We start from the raw sequence: 15,634 nt of genomic DNA, 5'->3' as shown, positions 1-15,634 counted from the left end.
ATAAAGAACGGCTTGCCGATCCAAGGCCAACTAAATAAATTAAAAAGGAAATTGAGCGCGGCAAGAAAGAAAATTGGTATTGTGATAATAAATCCAATTTTGACATTATCTAAGTGTGTAAAGATGCCGATCAGTTCTTTATAAATAGGGATATTTACGACGAGAGCGAAATACAGCGCCAACAGGAAAGTAAAGGTAACGTAAGAGATACCTCTCTGTTGTAAATCATGTGTCTTCATAATGAGTGTCTTGAATAAAAATTAGAGCAAGAACGAAGCCCAAATAAAAAGGGCAAGAGTTAACGCAACAAATACTGCTGCTGAGCCAATATCTTTGGCTCTACCACTGAGCTCGTGCCAGTCATCGCTAACACGGTCGACAACCGCTTCTACGGCGGAATTAATGAGTTCGACGATCAATACCAAGAACAGGCTACTGATCATCAGCACTCTTTCATATGTGGTGACAGGAAGGAAAAAAGCACAGACGGAAAGCACCAAGGCGAGAATCAATTCTTGTCTAAAAGCGGCTTCGTGTGTCCATGCGGCTTTCAATCCTTGAAATGAATAGCCGGTCGCATCCATGACACGGCGTATACCTGTTTTACCTGGCTTCAAAATATGACCTTACTATTTAAGCATTGGGATGGAACACATATCCCAGAGAGGTAACGAGATTAATCGTTACAGCGTGAAACATTTGTGAATAGAATCCATCGCGCGATAATTTAAGAAAAGTGCTTATTTAATCAAGATCGTAGACGGTATAGCCTTTGTTCTGGAGACATTTACGCAATACGAGAGATTGAGTTTTGGTTGAATCATTTGTTCCACTCAAAGCACCAGCTCCAGCTCCTACAGCACCGCCGGCAGCAGCACCGACAGCCGCTCCACCTAATCCGTCTTCTAGCGCACCAGCAGCTGCGCCGATCAATGCGCCTGTAACTGCCCCATTAGTGGCTTCAGATTTCGCTGCCTCTGATTTGTCGACATTTTCTGCATAGCCTTGGCAGTAAAGAAAGTCTTGTTCATATGTACTAGGGTCGACATTGGTCATGTCGACGACAGGTTTTTGGTTGTAGGCGCAAGCTGTAAGCGTAGAAGTAAGCGCCATAATCAGGATAAAAGATTTATACATGAGTACTATCCATTTAGTGTGTGAATCTTATGGATTAAATGTACACTGTTTTATTGTTGGGCTCTGTCGCTTGAGTGTATTGAAGTGTCGTCTTCTGTAAACGGGGTAGGAAGGTTAAGTTAACTGTCTGATTTTTTGAGGCTAAGTGTGAAGCAAGCTCCTCCAAGTGGGCTATGGCAAATCGAAACTTCTCCACGTTGAAGCTCCATTATCTGTCTGACAATCGCCAAACCGAGCCCAAACCCGCTCGTCTTTTTGTTGCGAGATTCATCCGCGCTGTAAAATGGTTCGAATAGATGAGGCCAATGCTTTTCTTCAATACCTATGCCATCATCATGAACATTGATGAAGCAGCGGTGCTGATCGTGTTTTATCTCTACTAAAATCTGCTTATCCGCGTACCGCATTGCATTGCGCAGCAAGTTATCTAAGGCTCGCTTTAACAATTTTGGGTCAGCAAACGCGAGAACGTTTTCTGAGTTTACTTCTTGAAGCGAGATAGCGAGCGTAGTCTCTTTTTGCCATCTCTGTCGTAATTCTTTGACTAAGTTGAATAGGACGACTTCTTCTTGAGTTTGTAATGCTGTGTCAGGACGCTCCATCTTTGCGTAGTAAAGCAATTCTTCAACCATTTCTTCCATCTCGTCAATGTCTTCGACGATACTGTAAACATACTTTTTCTGTTGTTCAGTTAAGGTTGAATCCGATAACAAATCTGCTTGCCATTGTAAGCGGAAGATTGGGGTACGCAATTCATGTGCAACGGCGTTAGTTAGCATTTTATTGCTAGTGATCAAGCGAGATACTTTATCGGCCATCGTGTTAAAGCTTTTGTTTAACGTCCCAACAGACTTAGCGCTTGAGGTACTAGCTCGAGCCTTGAAGTTACCTGAGGCAAACTCAACGGTCACTCTCTCTAGCTCTCGAATCCGACGGCTTAAGAACCAGATCAACAATATGCAATACAGAGCAAATCCAGCTAAAAAGAACAACCAAACGATATTGTCATCAAAGTTGGCAGCTTTAACCACAGGGCTATTCGGATTATCGCTCATTTTAAAGATAGGCGTGCTCGCATCTAGGCGGAACCAGATATCCCTTTCTTCATCGTAAGCGACGTTAACGGAGGTATCACTTTCAAACGCCTTTTTGATGTCTGTTGGAAGCTCTTCAAGCGTATGAGGCACCAACAAACGATGGCTTGATGTGGCAAATTGTTCCAACTGTTGTTGAGTATATTCTAATCCGTGTTCTTTATAGATAGGGTAGATCAGATCGTGAAAAGCTTGACCCTCATGCTCTTGTAATAGGTAGTCATAATCTGTGTTGATCTCATAAACTAAGAACTCGTATCCCCACAAGCTAGCCATAAACAGAATGATAAGGCCAACAAAGCTTTCCAGATAAATCCGTCTCATTATTCATTCCATGCATCAGGCATAAATAGGTAGCCTTTGCCGCGAACGGTAATGATTTTTTGTGGTGAGCAAGAAGCATCGCCTAGCTTCTTTCTCAGTGTCACTATGCGATTATCAATGGTGCGGTCTGTGCCATCGTATTCAATACCACGTAGTGTTTTGGTCAGCCACTCACGTGATAGTGTTTTTTCAGCATGCGTAGCAAGAACCCACAACAAATCGAACTCGCCGTCTGTCAGCGCAATTTCTTCTTGGTTCATTACGCACGATTTACGCAATCGGTTTAAACACAGAACACCAATTTGTAGGCCGTTTTCGGACTCGGTAGGCGCCGCCTCTTTTCTTCTTAATAGCATGCGAATACGAGCAAGTAATACGCGAGGTTTGATGGGTTTAGTAACAAAGTCATCTGCGCCTATTTCTAATGCGGCGACATGATCGAAGTCATCATCACTTGCTGTTAGCATCAACACTTTGCCTTTGTAGCATTCTCGGATTTGACGACATACACTCAGACCATCTTGCCCGGGTAGCATCAAATCTAACAGCACCACGTCTGGTTGTGTGTCAATAATCGCATTGGGTGCGTCCGTCCCATTGTCGATACATTTGACCTGAAAACCTTGTTCAACAAAATACTCACCCAACATAGTTTGTAATTTGGGATCGTCTTCCACAATGATTAGAGATGGTTTGATTTGTTGTGCGTTCATTTAAGTGATGTATACAATATTTAATATCAATGGAACTTAAACAAATTTACGAATTATTTCAAATAAAGCTTTCTCAGAATAAGGTTATCGGATGAGTTAATTGGATAAAATTGCCAATTAATGATTTAAATCTAATCACCAATCACATTTCGAGAGATGTAAAAAGGCGCAACGTTTGCGCCTAGGTATGGAATCTTAAAGCGAAATTACCGCTTATTCGGTGGTACATACGACGCTGTTGTCGCTGCCAAATGCATTTGGAACGTAAGCATCAGCTTGTGGGTCATTTTCCCACTTCGCGTCATCGAGCAAGTAACGGAACTGAACATTCCGCGCTTTAGGTAAGCGGGTTTTAAATTTAAACTGACGACTTTTCTTCACTAATTTCATCGGTTCTGGCTGCCAGTTGTTGAAGTCTCCAGCAATTTGGACAGAGTCCCACTGATCTTTATCTAGCTCGAACGTGACTTCGACTTCATCTTTTGTCTTAAAGAATCTTTTTTTAAGCATTGATCTTTCCTTGTTCGTACAAAAACTGTTCTAACTATTACTCGTGTTTCATAATGATTTCAAGTTTTATCGAATTGTTGCTGGTATCTGATGAGGGGAGTATCCGAACGGTGAATAGCTCGTTGTGCTGGTTTCGTGTACTGAGGGAGCGTTAGAGAGAAAATTCACTAGCCTAAAATAGTCAAAGAACAGAGTTTGTTAGCGAGCCGAGAGTCCGTATCTTGAAGTCAAACCGTTATCATGTATTATCTTAAATCACCATTTTCCTTGATGTAGCTATGTTGAAGTTTAACCGTACATTGTTGACTGCGATAGTTTGCTTAGTTGCTATGCTTTTGAGTAGTGTCGCTCCTGTGGCGCAGGCTTCCGCTCCGATGAAAACAATTGAAGTACGCGATCTTATTGTTCAACAGGCTGCTCTGCACAAACAACTTGGCGTCAATGACGACTGCGTAGAATCACATCACGATGAGTCAGCCATCAATAAGGCACAACAATCTCACACGAGTTGTAGCTCTTCCTGCATGGTCAAAATTCCCGCCAACTTATCTCAAAACGACTTACTGCTTCTTCCTTATAGCCTTGCCTTGATTGATAGGCCTCTAGTCGAAAAAGTAGTGACAGTGATCACCAAGCTTTATCGTCCTCCGATTGTTTAATTCCTCATCTCAAATTACTTGGGGTTTACCCCTTTTTACCAAATGAAATGATTTGGCATTTGAATGCCACAAGGAAATAAACAATGAAAAAACTACTTGCCTTATGTAGTGCACTTTTACTGACTTTTACCGCTCATGCAGCGCAATTTGAAGAAGGGAAGCACTACAAAGTTCTGGATGTAAAGAAAGCATCGAAACCTGTTGTGACGGAATTCTTTTCTTTTTATTGCCCACATTGCTACAAGTTTGAGTCGCTTATTGAGCGTTTAAAACCTGCTCTGCCAAAAGAGGCAAAGTTTGAAAAGGTGCATGTGGGGTTCATGGGCGGAGATATGGCGATTCCGATGGCCAAGTCCTACGCGACGATGGTGTCGCTTGGGGTTGAAGATACAATGATTCCTGCCATGTTTGCCCAAATTCATCAAAAGCGACAAGCGCCAAAAGACGAAGCTGAGCTGAAACAACTCTTCGTTGATAATGGCGTAGAAGGTAAGAAGTTTGATGCGGCGTACAACAGTTTCGCCGTAAACTCAATGCAGAAAGGTTTTGATAAGCAATTCTCTGCTAGCACGTTAAGAGGGGTTCCGGGTGTGGTTGTGAACAATAAATACATTGTTTTGGCCAACGAAATTCGTACTTACGACGAGTACAATCAATTAGTTAATTACTTATTGACGCTGTAACTGTAAATAGCATTGATGCTTAAAAATGGCGACGGTAGAGTCGCCATTTTTTATGCTTATCACACTCGTATTATCTAAGAACGCTTGTACATGCTTGAGTCGGAACACTAGTCATAAATATGGCATGCGGATAAAACAAGCTAGCAGCAGTGATTGCAACATTACATGGCTGAGCAATCGTGGTTTTAATCACATTGGTAAGCACGGCACCTGTATTATTTACTGTTTGAGCGGCGGCTTGTTGTGCCTGGTAAGACACGCAACCTGTCGTTGCATTGATCATCGCAGTGCTAAACAAAAGTTTGCGAAAAAACATATTCATATCCTTTGTGAATGCTTTGAATTACTTATATGTGGATTGATTCATAAATGAAACAAAACAGTGTTCAAAATATGTGTGCATTCACGAAATGAACATTGTTTTATAAAAAGACGTTTTTTTGTGATCTTAGTACTGGACAGACCAGGTTATGAAACTAAAGCCAATCCGTGCATTACGATTACGCCGAAGGTCAGTTTGCTCCTCATTCCTTGATATCCCTTGGGCTCGGCGTCTTGTTCGACTTTCCTCACGAGCTTTTCTGCATACCAAACAGCAAGATACCCAATTGCTAAGAGTAGGGTAGCGACCGCGTAATGTTTGTGGCCCTGCAGTAATGCGCCCCAAGCCAGTAAGACAAAAAGGTTGCTGAGAATTAATACATTTCGGCTAAGGCGGTGGTAGTAATGCTCAATGCCATTACCCCAAAGGATGCCAGATAAAAAACTTAATATAACGGCGCTATATGCGATGAAAAATTTCTGACCACTTAAATTGAAGAGTGAGATGTCAGTGAAAATCAGCCCTAAACTAAACACAAATGGAACCAGGCCTAAGTAACCGAGTTGTAGCATGGTTGAGCGTGTTGTCATGGTCGTCACCTTACAATTGTTGCTCTATCATATTGGTAAGCGTAGTACTTGTCGGTGATGTGGAGCTTGGAAAAGTAGCAATAACTTTACCTTCAGAGCTAATCAGAAACTTGTAGAAGTTCCATTTTGGTTTTATGCCTGCTTGGTTAGTAATTTGGTTGAAGACTGGGTTCGCATCTACACCTAATACTGAAGAGCGAGCCATCATTGGAAAGGTTACCCCGTAATCGAGATAACAGACTTTCGCAGTGTTTGTTTCGCTTCCTCTATCTTGTCGAAAGTCATTGCTCGGGAAACCGATAACGGTGAAGTTTTGGTCTTTGTAAGTTTGATAGAGGGTTTCTAACTGTTCGAACTGAGGAGTGAAGCCGCACTGGCTTGCTGTATTGACGACTAGTAGTGTCTTTCCCTTAAAGCTTTCGCATAGATCGACTTCTTCCGTTGAGTTTAACAACCTTTGCTTACCTTGAAGAATATCAGGGCACTCAGATGCAAGAGCAAGCGAATTCATGGAGAGAAAGCTAACGAGAGCGGCGAGTTTCAGTAATCCTTTCATGGTGTTGTTCCCCTTGTTTTCAATAAGTATAACTACTCAAGTGCAAAGAGGATCGATCAAAAAAGCCGCACAAATGCGCGGCTTTTTTCAAGAGCTGAGATCTGACTATGCCAGTTTCAACTCGAACTGGTTCAGGTACATTACCATGTCTTCAATCGTCAGTACCGGCATGTTGTGCAGGCGACCGAATGCTACGATCTCCGGTGCCTTTGCCATCGTGCCATCTGGATTGGTCACTTCACACAGTACGCCAGCGGGTTGAAGCCCTGCCATTTGCATCAGATCAATCGTACCTTCTGTGTGACCACGGCGAGTCATTACACCACCTGGACGTGCGCGCAGAGGGAATACGTGACCCGGGCGAGCAAGATCTTCCGGTTTTGCGTGCGGGTTTGCCGCCGTTTTAATGGTCGTTACGCGGTCTGCTGCTGAAACACCCGTTGTTACACCAACTTTCGCTTCAATAGAAACCGTAAATGCGGTTTGGTTTGCGCTGTTGTTGTTTACCACCATTGGAGGCAGTTCCAGTTTGTCTGCTTGAGCATCTGTTAAGCACAAACAAACGATGCCGCTACATTCGCGGATCATCAATGCCATTTGCTCGTTAGTGAGGTGCTCGACTGAATAAATGATATCGCCTTCGTTTTCGCGATCTTCATCATCAAGAAGCAGTACGCCACGGCCTTCTTTTAAAGCGATAAGTGCGTTTTCAACGCGAGTAATTGGGTCGCCGAATTCGGCAAGTAGTGATGACTGATTCATGGTTAACTCCTAAATTTCACCAGAATCAGGGCGGTATGAGAGATCGCCGTAAAATACGATCAAAAAGAAGTGCACCAGCATTCTTAGCGATCTGACTCGCTATGCTGGTGTATTCTTATTCTCTTTCATCCGGACTATAACCGTCGGCTCTGGCATCTCACCAGATCTGCTGACCTCGACGAATCGAGCGCTCGCGGGCTCACTTGAAAAAGTATACCGCCGGTGGGGAATTTCGCCCCGCCCTGAGAACAATTAAAAATGTACCACTTCATCCAAGTTGTGAAGAAGTGGAGCTAGGATAGTACTGCGAACTGAATAGCTTGGAAAGTCGATTCCATCTGTATGATGGAAAAGTGTGCTATCGACGGAAATAATCTGTGCGAATAAAGTGATCAATCTGCTGCGGCACGAAGGTGTTGTAAATCAGGCTCGTATGCGTTTGCTTCACTTCGATATGATCTTGCATACCGTCCAGTCTTGTCTCTTCTACGGTAACGGTACCGTCCGACATGGTGTTGTCATTACGGATCAACAATGGGCGAGCGCCAATCGGCATCGTTCCTGCGATACTGCCGAGTTTTTGAGGGAAATCCCAGGCGTCATCATGTTTGTTTAATCCGTGGTGTGGCGAATTGCCTAAAATTGCACCCAATCCGAGATCTTGAATTCGACCTACAATGGACGCGCCTTTAAGAGGCGAACCGATAGCGACAACATGAGAGATTAAGTTAGTGCTCGGTTTTCTGTTGGCGAGATAGCGCTTAATCATCAAGCCCCCCAAGCTGTGTCCCACGAGCACGTTTGTGGTCAGTGGATTAAGCGAATGATCAATAGAATCAAACAGTGAAGACTCATCGATAGCAACAGTGTTATAGCTGAGTACTTGCGTTTCGTATCCGAGTTTTCTCAGCTTTTGGCTAAGAGGCTGCATGACCAGCCCATGCATATAAAGACCATGTAAGATGATGATTTTCATAATACCTCCTAGATTTATGACGTCGTAGATATCCTACTCTAATTGACAAGAAACTACTTGTGCTTTGTGGTGCATATTTACGTTTTGCTGCAAAGTTTGACTGCTGTAGCAAGCGACTCAGCCCAGTAAATCCTGTACTTGTTGTTGCAATTGATGACGATTTAAAGACGCAGGACTTAACACTTCACCGATAACAACATCCACTTTTGACCAAAAACGAGTCGGTCGTTTTGTGAGAGCATGTCCGCCTTTATGGCTGAAAAAAGAACCCCAAAGCCCTTTTAACGCCATAGGGATGACAGGAACAGGGTTACGTTCAAGGATTTTCTCTACACCAGGGCGAAACTCACCCAATTGACCGTTAGACGTTAAACGACCCTCAGGGAAGATACAGACAACCTCACCGTCGTAAAGTGCTTGTTCAATCTCCTCAAATGCTCGTCGGTAAGTGTCGGCACACTTACGTGGAGAACAGATCGGGATAACACCGGCATGAAGGAATACATATTTAAGAACAGGTAGCTCGCTGATGGACTTGTCCATCACAAAACGAACCGGGCGAGTAGAGGTTCCCATCAAAATCAATGCATCGACATAGCTAACATGGTTAGCCACGATTAACGCAGCACCTTGTTCAGGAATATGTTGGCGCCCCTTTACTGACACACGATACATACAATGGCTGAGTAAATAACTGATAAAGCGTTGTGTAAATTCCGGTACTTGGCGATAGACATAGATCGCCACGAAAAAATTACTTATTGCCATCATGGTAAACAGTTCCACAATAGAAAGCTCTAGTACGCTGAGTACAACGATCGAAACCAAAGCAGACACCACCATAAACAACGCATTCATGATGTTGTTAGCAGCAATGGCACGTGCACACTCCCCTTTGTTTGAACGCGATTGGATGAACGCATAAAGAGGAACAATAAAGACACCGCCGCTTACACCAACAAGGAACAGGTCAATCATGACGCGCAGATGTTTGGATTCAGCAACGAAGCTTTGCACATCATAAAAGTGCACCGGAAGTGATAGATAACTTGGGACTGCCCATAGCAAGTCGACGCCAAAGACTGTCAGACCAAGGATACCGAATGGCAAAATACCAAGCTCAACGTGGTTGAAAGAAAGTTTTTCACACAACCAAGAGCCTGTCGCGATACCAATCGAAAACAATGCCAACAGTAAAGAAACGACAGTGCTATCTGCGAACAAATGTTCGCGTGCGAAGTTAGGGAATTGAGTTAGGTAAGTCGCACCCATGAACCAGAACCAACTGATGGCAAGAATAGACATCCAGATGCCTCTCTGTTTTTTTGCCACTTTTAACGTGTTCTTTAAACCAGAAATCGGTTCAAATTTCGCTTTGTCATTCGATTGGCTAGGCATCGTTGGAATATTCACGCTGCTCATGAACCCAAGCAAAGACAAGGCAATCACGGTACAAGAAGCAATCAAGGTACCATTAGGAATGGCTAGCAGCAGGCCTGCGCTAAGCGTACCTATAAGAATCGAAAGAAACGTGCCCATTTCAACCCAAGCATTTCCTTTAACAAGCTCATTTGGTTTGAGCGCTTGTGGTAACAAGGCGTATTTCACGGGACCAAAATAGGCCGATTGAGTGCCTGTCATAAACAGCAGAACCAGCATCAGCATGGCACTTTGGGTGGCAATAGCGGTTGCTGCGCAAGACATGATAGCTAGTTCGATGAGCTTTAGACGTCGGATTAATTTGGCTTTGTCCATGCTGTCAGCGACGGCACCAGCATGCGCTGAGAATAGAAAGAAAGGTAGGATGAATAAGCCTGCCGCCAAATTAACGAATAGATTGACAGATATTGGTAGGTTATCAATTTGGCTGTATGTCACCATCAATAACAGAACGTTTTTGTAGATGTTGTCATTGAGTGCGCCAAGGCATTGCGTCACAAAGTAAGGAAAAAAGCGTTTTGAGAAAAACATGCTGGCTCCGATTAAACAAAGTCGAATGAGATGGGAGCACTTTATGCTCAATGAACGATTAAACCAGCTTTCTCTTTCAAGTGACGTTGTATGCCACCAAAAGTAACGAAATTCGTTACTTTCATTTCCATTCGTTTATTGAGTTACTAACTCCGAGACTTCTGAGCAGGTTTTCTTTCCCATGGTTCAAACAAAGGGAACGTCCAACGACGCATCGCAATAATCAGAGAGGTGCCGTGCTTTTCGTCCATATCGAGAGAGCTATCATTTTGGCAAGCCTGATAAAACTCATCGATGACCTTTTGCAGTTTCTGTTGTAGCTTCTTGTTGCTTGGTACACTCATCAGTCCTGTTGCCATGGAGAACTTTTCATCTTCACCAGAAAAGTAGCTTTGGAAAAAGGCGTCTTGAACTTGCTGTTGGAAGAACCGTTGAATAGGGCCGCCCATCTGCCACTTAAATGTCGGAGATATACGCAAACGAATTTTGTTATTTGGCTGCAAGTCGATGATGTTCAGACGATCCAAATGAGTAAGCTTTTGCACCAGTTCAAACTCATTGAAGGTGTATTGCTGAACGATTTGCTCAAACTGATAGCCATTTACAACACAGATTGCCACGAGTAGCAGGGCTTTATCATCAACCAACTGCTTTTCTTGCTCTAACGTTAGCGACTCCAGACCTTTATTGTGCGCAGCCGCGAGCTTAAATAGTTCCGCCATTTCTAAACCAATCAATTGGCAAATGCGTTCTAAGCGTTCAAGACTAATGTGTTGACCTTCAGCGAGTAAACGTTTGACGCTTCCTTCACTTAAATCAAGGTGTTGTGCAACATCGGCATAATGCAGCCCAGCTAACTTTAGTTGGCGTTTAAGCTCTTTAATTAACGTATAGCTCTCTGACATTTACGCTGTTACCTCGTCGTGTAACTGCTCTAGGTACGTTTGCATAAAGGTTTTGCGTTTTTGCGCTTCGCGTCTTGCTGACTCTGTGTTCATGGTTTCAGCGATTTTGAATAACTTGGTTTGAAAGTGATCCAGAGTGAATTGTTTATCGTTAAGTTCACGTTCTTCGGCAAATATATCGCTGTCGTTGTAAAGTTGCGCGTTAAATTGAGTGCTGACTTGAATGCATCGCGTCACGCCAATTGCGCCTAAAGCGTCCAGACGGTCGGCATCTTGGACGATTTTAGCTTCCAACGTATTTGGCCTGATGTTTGCGCTAAAGCTGTGTGCCTCTATCGCATGAGCAATGGCATCATGATATTGCTGCGGATAATCGATACTCTCTAAAAATGCGACCGCTTTTTTGGCTGCGATGATTGAGCTCTCTTTGCGATTTGGGTGATCTTTCGGGTAAGTAAAGCAATCATGCAAATAGGCAGCCGGTAATACAATCGCGATGTCTGCATTTTCTTCTTTGCAGAGCTGTTTCGCTGTTTTGACCACGCGTTTTACGTGTTTAAGATCATGAGCTGCATCTACTTGCATCTCTTGCTGCATAAATTCCAAAAATTGCGGTTCTATCTGGCTTAATGACGTCATGGTTCATATCTACAACTAAAATGAAGTCAGAAGTATGCCCAACGCTTAGAATAATTTCCAAGTGCGATGGTGTAATTGAGATTCAGCCACCAGAACCTTGTGCAACGTTTGGTACTCAGCCGTTTTATATGGCCTTTCAATGTGTTCAGTGGTTTATGAGACAAGAATAGACAGAGCGAGCAGTGATGTTTACCAGTAGAAAAAAGGCCTGACGATGTCGTCAGGCCTTTTTCGTTTCGCCGATCTTTTTAGCGTTTGAACGTTACTTGCTCTGCTTGTTCAAGATGAATATGAGTTGTCGCAGGCTGTGTTTCTGCAATCACTTTACCGTGACGAACAGAGTAACGAACCGGCACTTGGCGACGTACTGCGTCAAAACCATTTTCTGCGGGAAGAATCAGTAAACTACCAGGTTTGCCTTCTTCAATGCCGTGCTTATCTTGAATGTTCAGTGTACGTGCTGAATTGGTGCTGATCAGATCCAGTGAGTTGTTGATTTGGTCGTAACCCATCACCTGGCACACGTGCAGACCCATATGCAGCACTTGCAGCATGTTTGCAGTGCCTAGTGGGTACCAAGGGTCAAATACATCATCGTGTCCAAAGCAGACGTTGATGTTGGCATTCAGCATCTCTTTCACTCGTGTTACGCCGCGACGTTTTGGGTAATCATCAAAACGGCCTTGTAAGTGAATGTTCACCAATGGATTTGCCACGAAGTTGATACCGGACATGCGTAATAAACGGAACAGGCGAGATGCGTATGCACCGTTGTAGGAACCCATCGCTGTGGTGTGACTGGCCGTGACTTTATTCCCCATATCAAACTTGTGCGCTAATGCTGCCAGTGTTTCAACGAACCGAGATTGTTCGTCATCGATTTCATCACAATGCACGTCGATCAGGCGGTCGTATTTTTTCGCTAACTCGAATACGTAGTGCAGCGATTCAATGCCATATTCGCGTGTGAATTCAAAGTGTGGAATCGCGCCAATCACGTCCGCACCTAATTTGACGGCTTCTTCCAGCAGCTCTTTGCCATTTGGGTAAGAGAGAATTCCTTCCTGCGGGAAGGCGACGATTTGGATATCTACCCATTCTTTCATCTCTTCACGCACTTCTACCATCGCTTTTAGGGCAATTAGGGTAGGGTCTGAAACATCGACGTGGGTACGAACGTGTTGTACGCCGTTTGCTATCTGCCATTTTAAGGTTTGTTTTGCGCGCGCTTTCACGTCTTCAATCGACAGCATTTCTTTGCGCTCAGCCCAACGTTCAATACCCTCAAACAATGTGCCAGAGATGTTCCAGCTTGGCTCACCTGCGGTTTGAGTTGTATCTAAGTGAATGTGTGGCTCGCAGAAAGGCGCAACCGCCATACCGCCTTCAGCATCGATGATGTCACCGTTATGACTAAGCTCCACATCGTTGCTTTCAATGCGCTTGAATTGACCATCTTCAATCAAAATTTGCTGCAGACCTTCTTGTCCTTTTAGCGTTACGTTTTTGATCAGTAGTGTTGTCATGATGGTTCCTTACGCTGGCTGTGTAGCCAGTGCTTTTTTGTTGAGAACAGGATTAAGAATCAGGAAGCTAATTGCGCCGCCAAGTACAGCGTTAATCGGCACTACGCCAGGCAGGAAGTGTCCCGCACCAACGCCAATCACGACAGCGATAATGCCAGCCCAGTTAATGTTTTGGAATTGGGCGGCTTCAAAGTTTGCGTAGCGTTTACGGTTCGTGAAGAAGTCAGCGATGATCACACCGCCAATCGGTGGAATTGCCAAAGATAAGAAGGTCAGCCAGCCAACAAAGTTATTGTAGAGCCAGAGAGCGCAAAGTGTGCCAACAAGACCGTTCGCCATTGAGATGTATTTACTTGGTAAGCCTGTGATGTTGGAAAATCCAAGACCCGATGCGTAGAGCGCGTTGTCGTTGGTCGTCCAGATGTTCAAGCCAAGAACGATGATAGCTGGAATAAGAAGACCTTGCGCGATCATCACTTCAGAGATGTCTGATTGACCCGTCACCGACGCACCTGCCGCGCCAAAGATAAACATTAACGAGTTACCGATGAAAAATGCCACCATGGTGATCATCACGGCGCTGCGCGGCTTTTTACCAAAGCGTACGAAATCCGCCGTTAATGTACCAGCACTGACAAAAGAGCCGACAACCATCGCGAGAGCTATTGAAAAATCGAGTGGCTCGGTTGGTTGAACCTGTTGTAGTTCGCTTATACCGCCAACACTATTTACTGCCTCGATGACAGAGTAGCCGCCAAGTAGCGCAATGGCAGGAACGGCAATTGCTGACAACACCATCAGTGCGGAGATGCCAAAGTAAACGGTCGCGGTCATGAGCAAACCGGAGACAAGGATCAAAGTATTGGTATCGATGCCCGTTGCTTTGTGCACCGGAATCGCAAACATCGCGACACCAACTCCAAACCACCCAACTTGAGTACCGCCAAGAAGAGCAGAAGGAAGCCAAGAGCCTGTAGAACCAAAAGAGAAACGAGCAAGAAGGTGAGTAGAGAGACCAGTAGAAGCGCCGATGTAACCGAGGAAAGAAGTGTAAATACCGAGGATTAGGTTACCGATGAGAACAGCGAGGAAAAAATCATTAAAGGAGAGCCCAGTACCGAGAGAACCCCCAGTCCACATACTTGCGGAGAAAAAAGTGAGTCCTAACATCACCATGGTTAGTGACGCCACGCCTTTTCTGGCCGTGTTGGGAACTGGTCCAAGACTGTAGTTATTGTCTCCAGCCATTATTACCTCCGCACATTTAAACATTAAATTATAGCACCTGATTTTCAGGCAAACGGCGCGTATTATCGTGATGTAAATTTAATAGTCAATGATAAAATTGCAATTTAAACGTTTGTTTAGTTTTTTGTGTTTGTTTTTTTCTTTAATAACAATGGCTTAGTTTTTGATTTGTAAAATTGAAAAGATTGGTTTTACGTATTTTTTATGATTTATAGACAGGTTTTCTATGTAAAATGAATGTTTTGAATTGCTATTTGTTTTTATGGATTAAATTTATCTATAACTCTGGATTGTTCAGTCGATTTCTATGAAAAGAAAACGTTTTCATGATGAGATTTTTGGTTTGGACGTTATTTGTTCTTTTCTTGGGTGTGCTTTCTTGGTTTTATTTTGTGTAGGTGATTTATTTTTGTTGAAACTAGTATTTCTAATGGTTTAGTGGGCAAATATTTGAATTTTATAAACAGTAAACAATCTGTTGTGGGCAAAAAAAGTACAACCGAGCTCGGTCAGAGGATGAGAGAGCAATAGCCACATAAAAAAATAGCCAACCGCAAAGAGTGCGATTGGCTTATATACATGTGAACAAAATCAAGTTCACTAACAACGTCAGTTGGCTAGGTGACCCTCGGCTTAAGAAGGGTCGATTTATATAATGCAGTTACTGTGCCAACTTTAATATGCCCTAAAATACGTAGTTTCTGTGACATGCGTTGCTTAAAGTTTGAGTGTGTTTGCAATTTGCAACTGCGTTATGCAATTTGACTCTATTATGCTAATGATTGATTAATAAACAATGAACCTTTTAAAGCATGACTAAACTCGCCGTTCCTAAAAAGGCGAAAAAACCAACTACATCTGTCACTGTTGTTAGAATCACCGAGCCAGCCAAAGCGGGGTCCAATTTAAACTTATCCAGAATAATGGGAATCAGCACACCAAATAAAGCTGCGGTAATAATATTGACGATAATGGCGAGCGCGATGGTTCCCCCTAGAACCGGAGATTGAAACCACAAT

Annotated in this window: 18 protein-coding genes, 1 pseudogene and 1 riboswitch; of the genes and pseudogenes, 2 read left to right on the top strand and 17 right to left on the bottom strand. The window is 43.6% G+C overall.

Going from position 1 to position 15,634, the window contains the following annotated elements:
- The 6 genes and pseudogenes from IQR33_RS32420 to IQR33_RS06875 form a co-directional block, all read right to left on the bottom strand.
- Nucleotides 1–239: pseudogene (locus IQR33_RS32420) on the bottom strand (phosphoethanolamine transferase); the annotation flags it as partial.
- A gap of 21 nt (nt 240–260) precedes the next feature.
- The gene (locus tag IQR33_RS06895) at nt 261–617 is read right to left on the bottom strand and encodes a diacylglycerol kinase (RefSeq protein WP_017635149.1); all 357 of its coding nucleotides are present in this window, start codon (nt 615–617) and stop codon (nt 261–263) included.
- Between the two features lie 127 nt (nt 618–744).
- The gene (locus tag IQR33_RS06890) at nt 745–1,137 is read right to left on the bottom strand and encodes a glycine zipper family protein (protein WP_005373677.1); all 393 of its coding nucleotides are present in this window, start codon (nt 1,135–1,137) and stop codon (nt 745–747) included.
- Nucleotides 1,138–1,256: 119 nt separating this feature from the next.
- A complete protein-coding gene (locus tag IQR33_RS06885) occupies nt 1,257–2,555 on the bottom strand; it encodes an ATP-binding protein (RefSeq protein ID WP_005373675.1) in 1,299 nt (432 codons plus the stop codon).
- Nucleotides 2,555–3,268: a response regulator gene (locus tag IQR33_RS06880; RefSeq protein ID WP_005373673.1), complete on the bottom strand. Its 714-nt coding sequence runs from the start codon at nt 3,266–3,268 to the stop codon at nt 2,555–2,557. Before IQR33_RS06880 ends, IQR33_RS06885 begins: the two co-directional genes overlap by 1 nt.
- A gap of 213 nt (nt 3,269–3,481) precedes the next feature.
- Nucleotides 3,482–3,778: an isoamylase early set domain-containing protein gene (locus IQR33_RS06875; RefSeq protein ID WP_053349287.1), complete on the bottom strand. Its 297-nt coding sequence runs from the start codon at nt 3,776–3,778 to the stop codon at nt 3,482–3,484.
- 278 nt (nt 3,779–4,056) lie between these two features.
- On the opposite strand from IQR33_RS06875, the gene IQR33_RS06870 reads away from it, so the two are divergent.
- Together IQR33_RS06870 and IQR33_RS06865 are read left to right on the top strand one after the other, a co-directional pair.
- On the top strand, nt 4,057–4,437 hold the full coding sequence (locus IQR33_RS06870) for a hypothetical protein (protein WP_005373669.1): 381 nt from the start codon (nt 4,057–4,059) through the stop codon (nt 4,435–4,437).
- Nucleotides 4,438–4,520: 83 nt separating this feature from the next.
- Entirely contained in the window at nt 4,521–5,120 is a 600-nt protein-coding gene (locus tag IQR33_RS06865; protein WP_005373667.1) for a thiol:disulfide interchange protein DsbA/DsbL, read from the top strand.
- Nucleotides 5,121–5,190: 70 nt separating this feature from the next.
- Here IQR33_RS06865 and IQR33_RS06860 read toward each other — a convergent pair whose 3' ends face one another.
- From IQR33_RS06860 to IQR33_RS32415, 11 genes are all read right to left on the bottom strand, one after another.
- Nucleotides 5,191–5,436 carry a hypothetical protein gene (locus tag IQR33_RS06860; protein WP_005373664.1) on the bottom strand — a complete coding sequence of 82 codons (246 nt, stop codon included), beginning with the start codon at nt 5,434–5,436 and terminating at the stop codon, nt 5,191–5,193.
- A gap of 152 nt (nt 5,437–5,588) precedes the next feature.
- A complete protein-coding gene (locus tag IQR33_RS06855) occupies nt 5,589–6,032 on the bottom strand; it encodes a DUF3429 domain-containing protein (protein WP_064376220.1) in 444 nt (147 codons plus the stop codon).
- Nucleotides 6,033–6,042: 10 nt separating this feature from the next.
- Nucleotides 6,043–6,588 (bottom strand): glutathione peroxidase, encoded by a 546-nt coding sequence (locus IQR33_RS06850; RefSeq protein WP_033906358.1) that lies wholly within the window; start codon nt 6,586–6,588, stop codon nt 6,043–6,045.
- Nucleotides 6,589–6,693: 105 nt separating this feature from the next.
- The gene (gene ribB / locus IQR33_RS06845) at nt 6,694–7,350 is read right to left on the bottom strand and encodes a 3,4-dihydroxy-2-butanone-4-phosphate synthase (protein ID WP_005373655.1); all 657 of its coding nucleotides are present in this window, start codon (nt 7,348–7,350) and stop codon (nt 6,694–6,696) included.
- A gap of 113 nt (nt 7,351–7,463) precedes the next feature.
- Nucleotides 7,464–7,604: riboswitch (FMN riboswitch) on the bottom strand.
- A gap of 104 nt (nt 7,605–7,708) precedes the next feature.
- A complete protein-coding gene (locus IQR33_RS06840) occupies nt 7,709–8,326 on the bottom strand; it encodes a hypothetical protein (protein ID WP_005373653.1) in 618 nt (205 codons plus the stop codon).
- Nucleotides 8,327–8,443: 117 nt separating this feature from the next.
- Nucleotides 8,444–10,297 (bottom strand): MFS transporter, encoded by a 1,854-nt coding sequence (locus IQR33_RS06835; protein ID WP_193837919.1) that lies wholly within the window; start codon nt 10,295–10,297, stop codon nt 8,444–8,446.
- A gap of 146 nt (nt 10,298–10,443) precedes the next feature.
- Nucleotides 10,444–11,202 carry a helix-turn-helix domain-containing protein gene (locus tag IQR33_RS06830; RefSeq protein WP_193837920.1) on the bottom strand — a complete coding sequence of 253 codons (759 nt, stop codon included), beginning with the start codon at nt 11,200–11,202 and terminating at the stop codon, nt 10,444–10,446.
- Nucleotides 11,203–11,841 (bottom strand): HD domain-containing protein, encoded by a 639-nt coding sequence (locus IQR33_RS06825; RefSeq protein ID WP_017819864.1) that lies wholly within the window; start codon nt 11,839–11,841, stop codon nt 11,203–11,205.
- 248 nt (nt 11,842–12,089) lie between these two features.
- Nucleotides 12,090–13,367, bottom strand: a complete 1,278-nt coding sequence (locus tag IQR33_RS06820) for a cytosine deaminase (RefSeq protein ID WP_104980493.1) — start codon at nt 13,365–13,367, stop codon at nt 12,090–12,092.
- Between the two features lie 9 nt (nt 13,368–13,376).
- Entirely contained in the window at nt 13,377–14,615 is a 1,239-nt protein-coding gene (gene codB, locus IQR33_RS06815) for a cytosine permease (RefSeq protein WP_193837921.1), read from the bottom strand.
- An 805-nt stretch (nt 14,616–15,420) separates the two neighbouring features.
- Nucleotides 15,421–15,634: magnesium transporter (locus IQR33_RS32415; RefSeq protein WP_228013782.1), on the bottom strand; the 214-nt coding region annotated here is incomplete at its 5' end.

It is taken from the genome of Vibrio sp. OPT46, assembly GCF_015163535.1.
GTDB lineage: Bacteria > Pseudomonadota > Gammaproteobacteria > Enterobacterales > Vibrionaceae > Vibrio > Vibrio alginolyticus.
The sequence above is the reverse complement of the archived record's forward strand: the minus strand, read 5'-3'. Positions and strand labels throughout refer to the sequence as shown.

Bases quoted from the DNA above. Each gene is read 5' to 3' on its own strand.
- IQR33_RS06890 (WP_005373677.1), bottom strand. From the start codon at position 1,137: ATGTATAAATCTTTTATCCTGATTATGGCGCTTACTTCTACGCTTACA.
- IQR33_RS06885 (WP_005373675.1), bottom strand. From the start codon at position 2,555: ATGAGACGGATTTATCTGGAAAGCTTTGTTGGCCTTATCATTCTGTTT.
- IQR33_RS06880 (WP_005373673.1), bottom strand. From the start codon at position 3,268: ATGAACGCACAACAAATCAAACCATCTCTAATCATTGTGGAAGACGAT.
- IQR33_RS06875 (WP_053349287.1), bottom strand. From the start codon at position 3,778: ATGCTTAAAAAAAGATTCTTTAAGACAAAAGATGAAGTCGAAGTCACG.
- IQR33_RS06870 (WP_005373669.1), top strand. From the start codon at position 4,057: ATGTTGAAGTTTAACCGTACATTGTTGACTGCGATAGTTTGCTTAGTT.
- IQR33_RS06865 (WP_005373667.1), top strand. From the start codon at position 4,521: ATGAAAAAACTACTTGCCTTATGTAGTGCACTTTTACTGACTTTTACC.
- IQR33_RS06860 (WP_005373664.1), bottom strand. From the start codon at position 5,436: ATGTTTTTTCGCAAACTTTTGTTTAGCACTGCGATGATCAATGCAACG.
- IQR33_RS06855 (WP_064376220.1), bottom strand. From the start codon at position 6,032: ATGACAACACGCTCAACCATGCTACAACTCGGTTACTTAGGCCTGGTT.
- IQR33_RS06850 (WP_033906358.1), bottom strand. From the start codon at position 6,588: ATGAAAGGATTACTGAAACTCGCCGCTCTCGTTAGCTTTCTCTCCATG.
- ribB (WP_005373655.1), bottom strand. From the start codon at position 7,350: ATGAATCAGTCATCACTACTTGCCGAATTCGGCGACCCAATTACTCGC.
- IQR33_RS06840 (WP_005373653.1), bottom strand. From the start codon at position 8,326: ATGAAAATCATCATCTTACATGGTCTTTATATGCATGGGCTGGTCATG.
- IQR33_RS06835 (WP_193837919.1), bottom strand. From the start codon at position 10,297: ATGTTTTTCTCAAAACGCTTTTTTCCTTACTTTGTGACGCAATGCCTT.
- IQR33_RS06830 (WP_193837920.1), bottom strand. From the start codon at position 11,202: ATGTCAGAGAGCTATACGTTAATTAAAGAGCTTAAACGCCAACTAAAG.
- IQR33_RS06825 (WP_017819864.1), bottom strand. From the start codon at position 11,841: ATGACGTCATTAAGCCAGATAGAACCGCAATTTTTGGAATTTATGCAG.
- IQR33_RS06820 (WP_104980493.1), bottom strand. From the start codon at position 13,367: ATGACAACACTACTGATCAAAAACGTAACGCTAAAAGGACAAGAAGGT.
- codB (WP_193837921.1), bottom strand. From the start codon at position 14,615: ATGGCTGGAGACAATAACTACAGTCTTGGACCAGTTCCCAACACGGCC.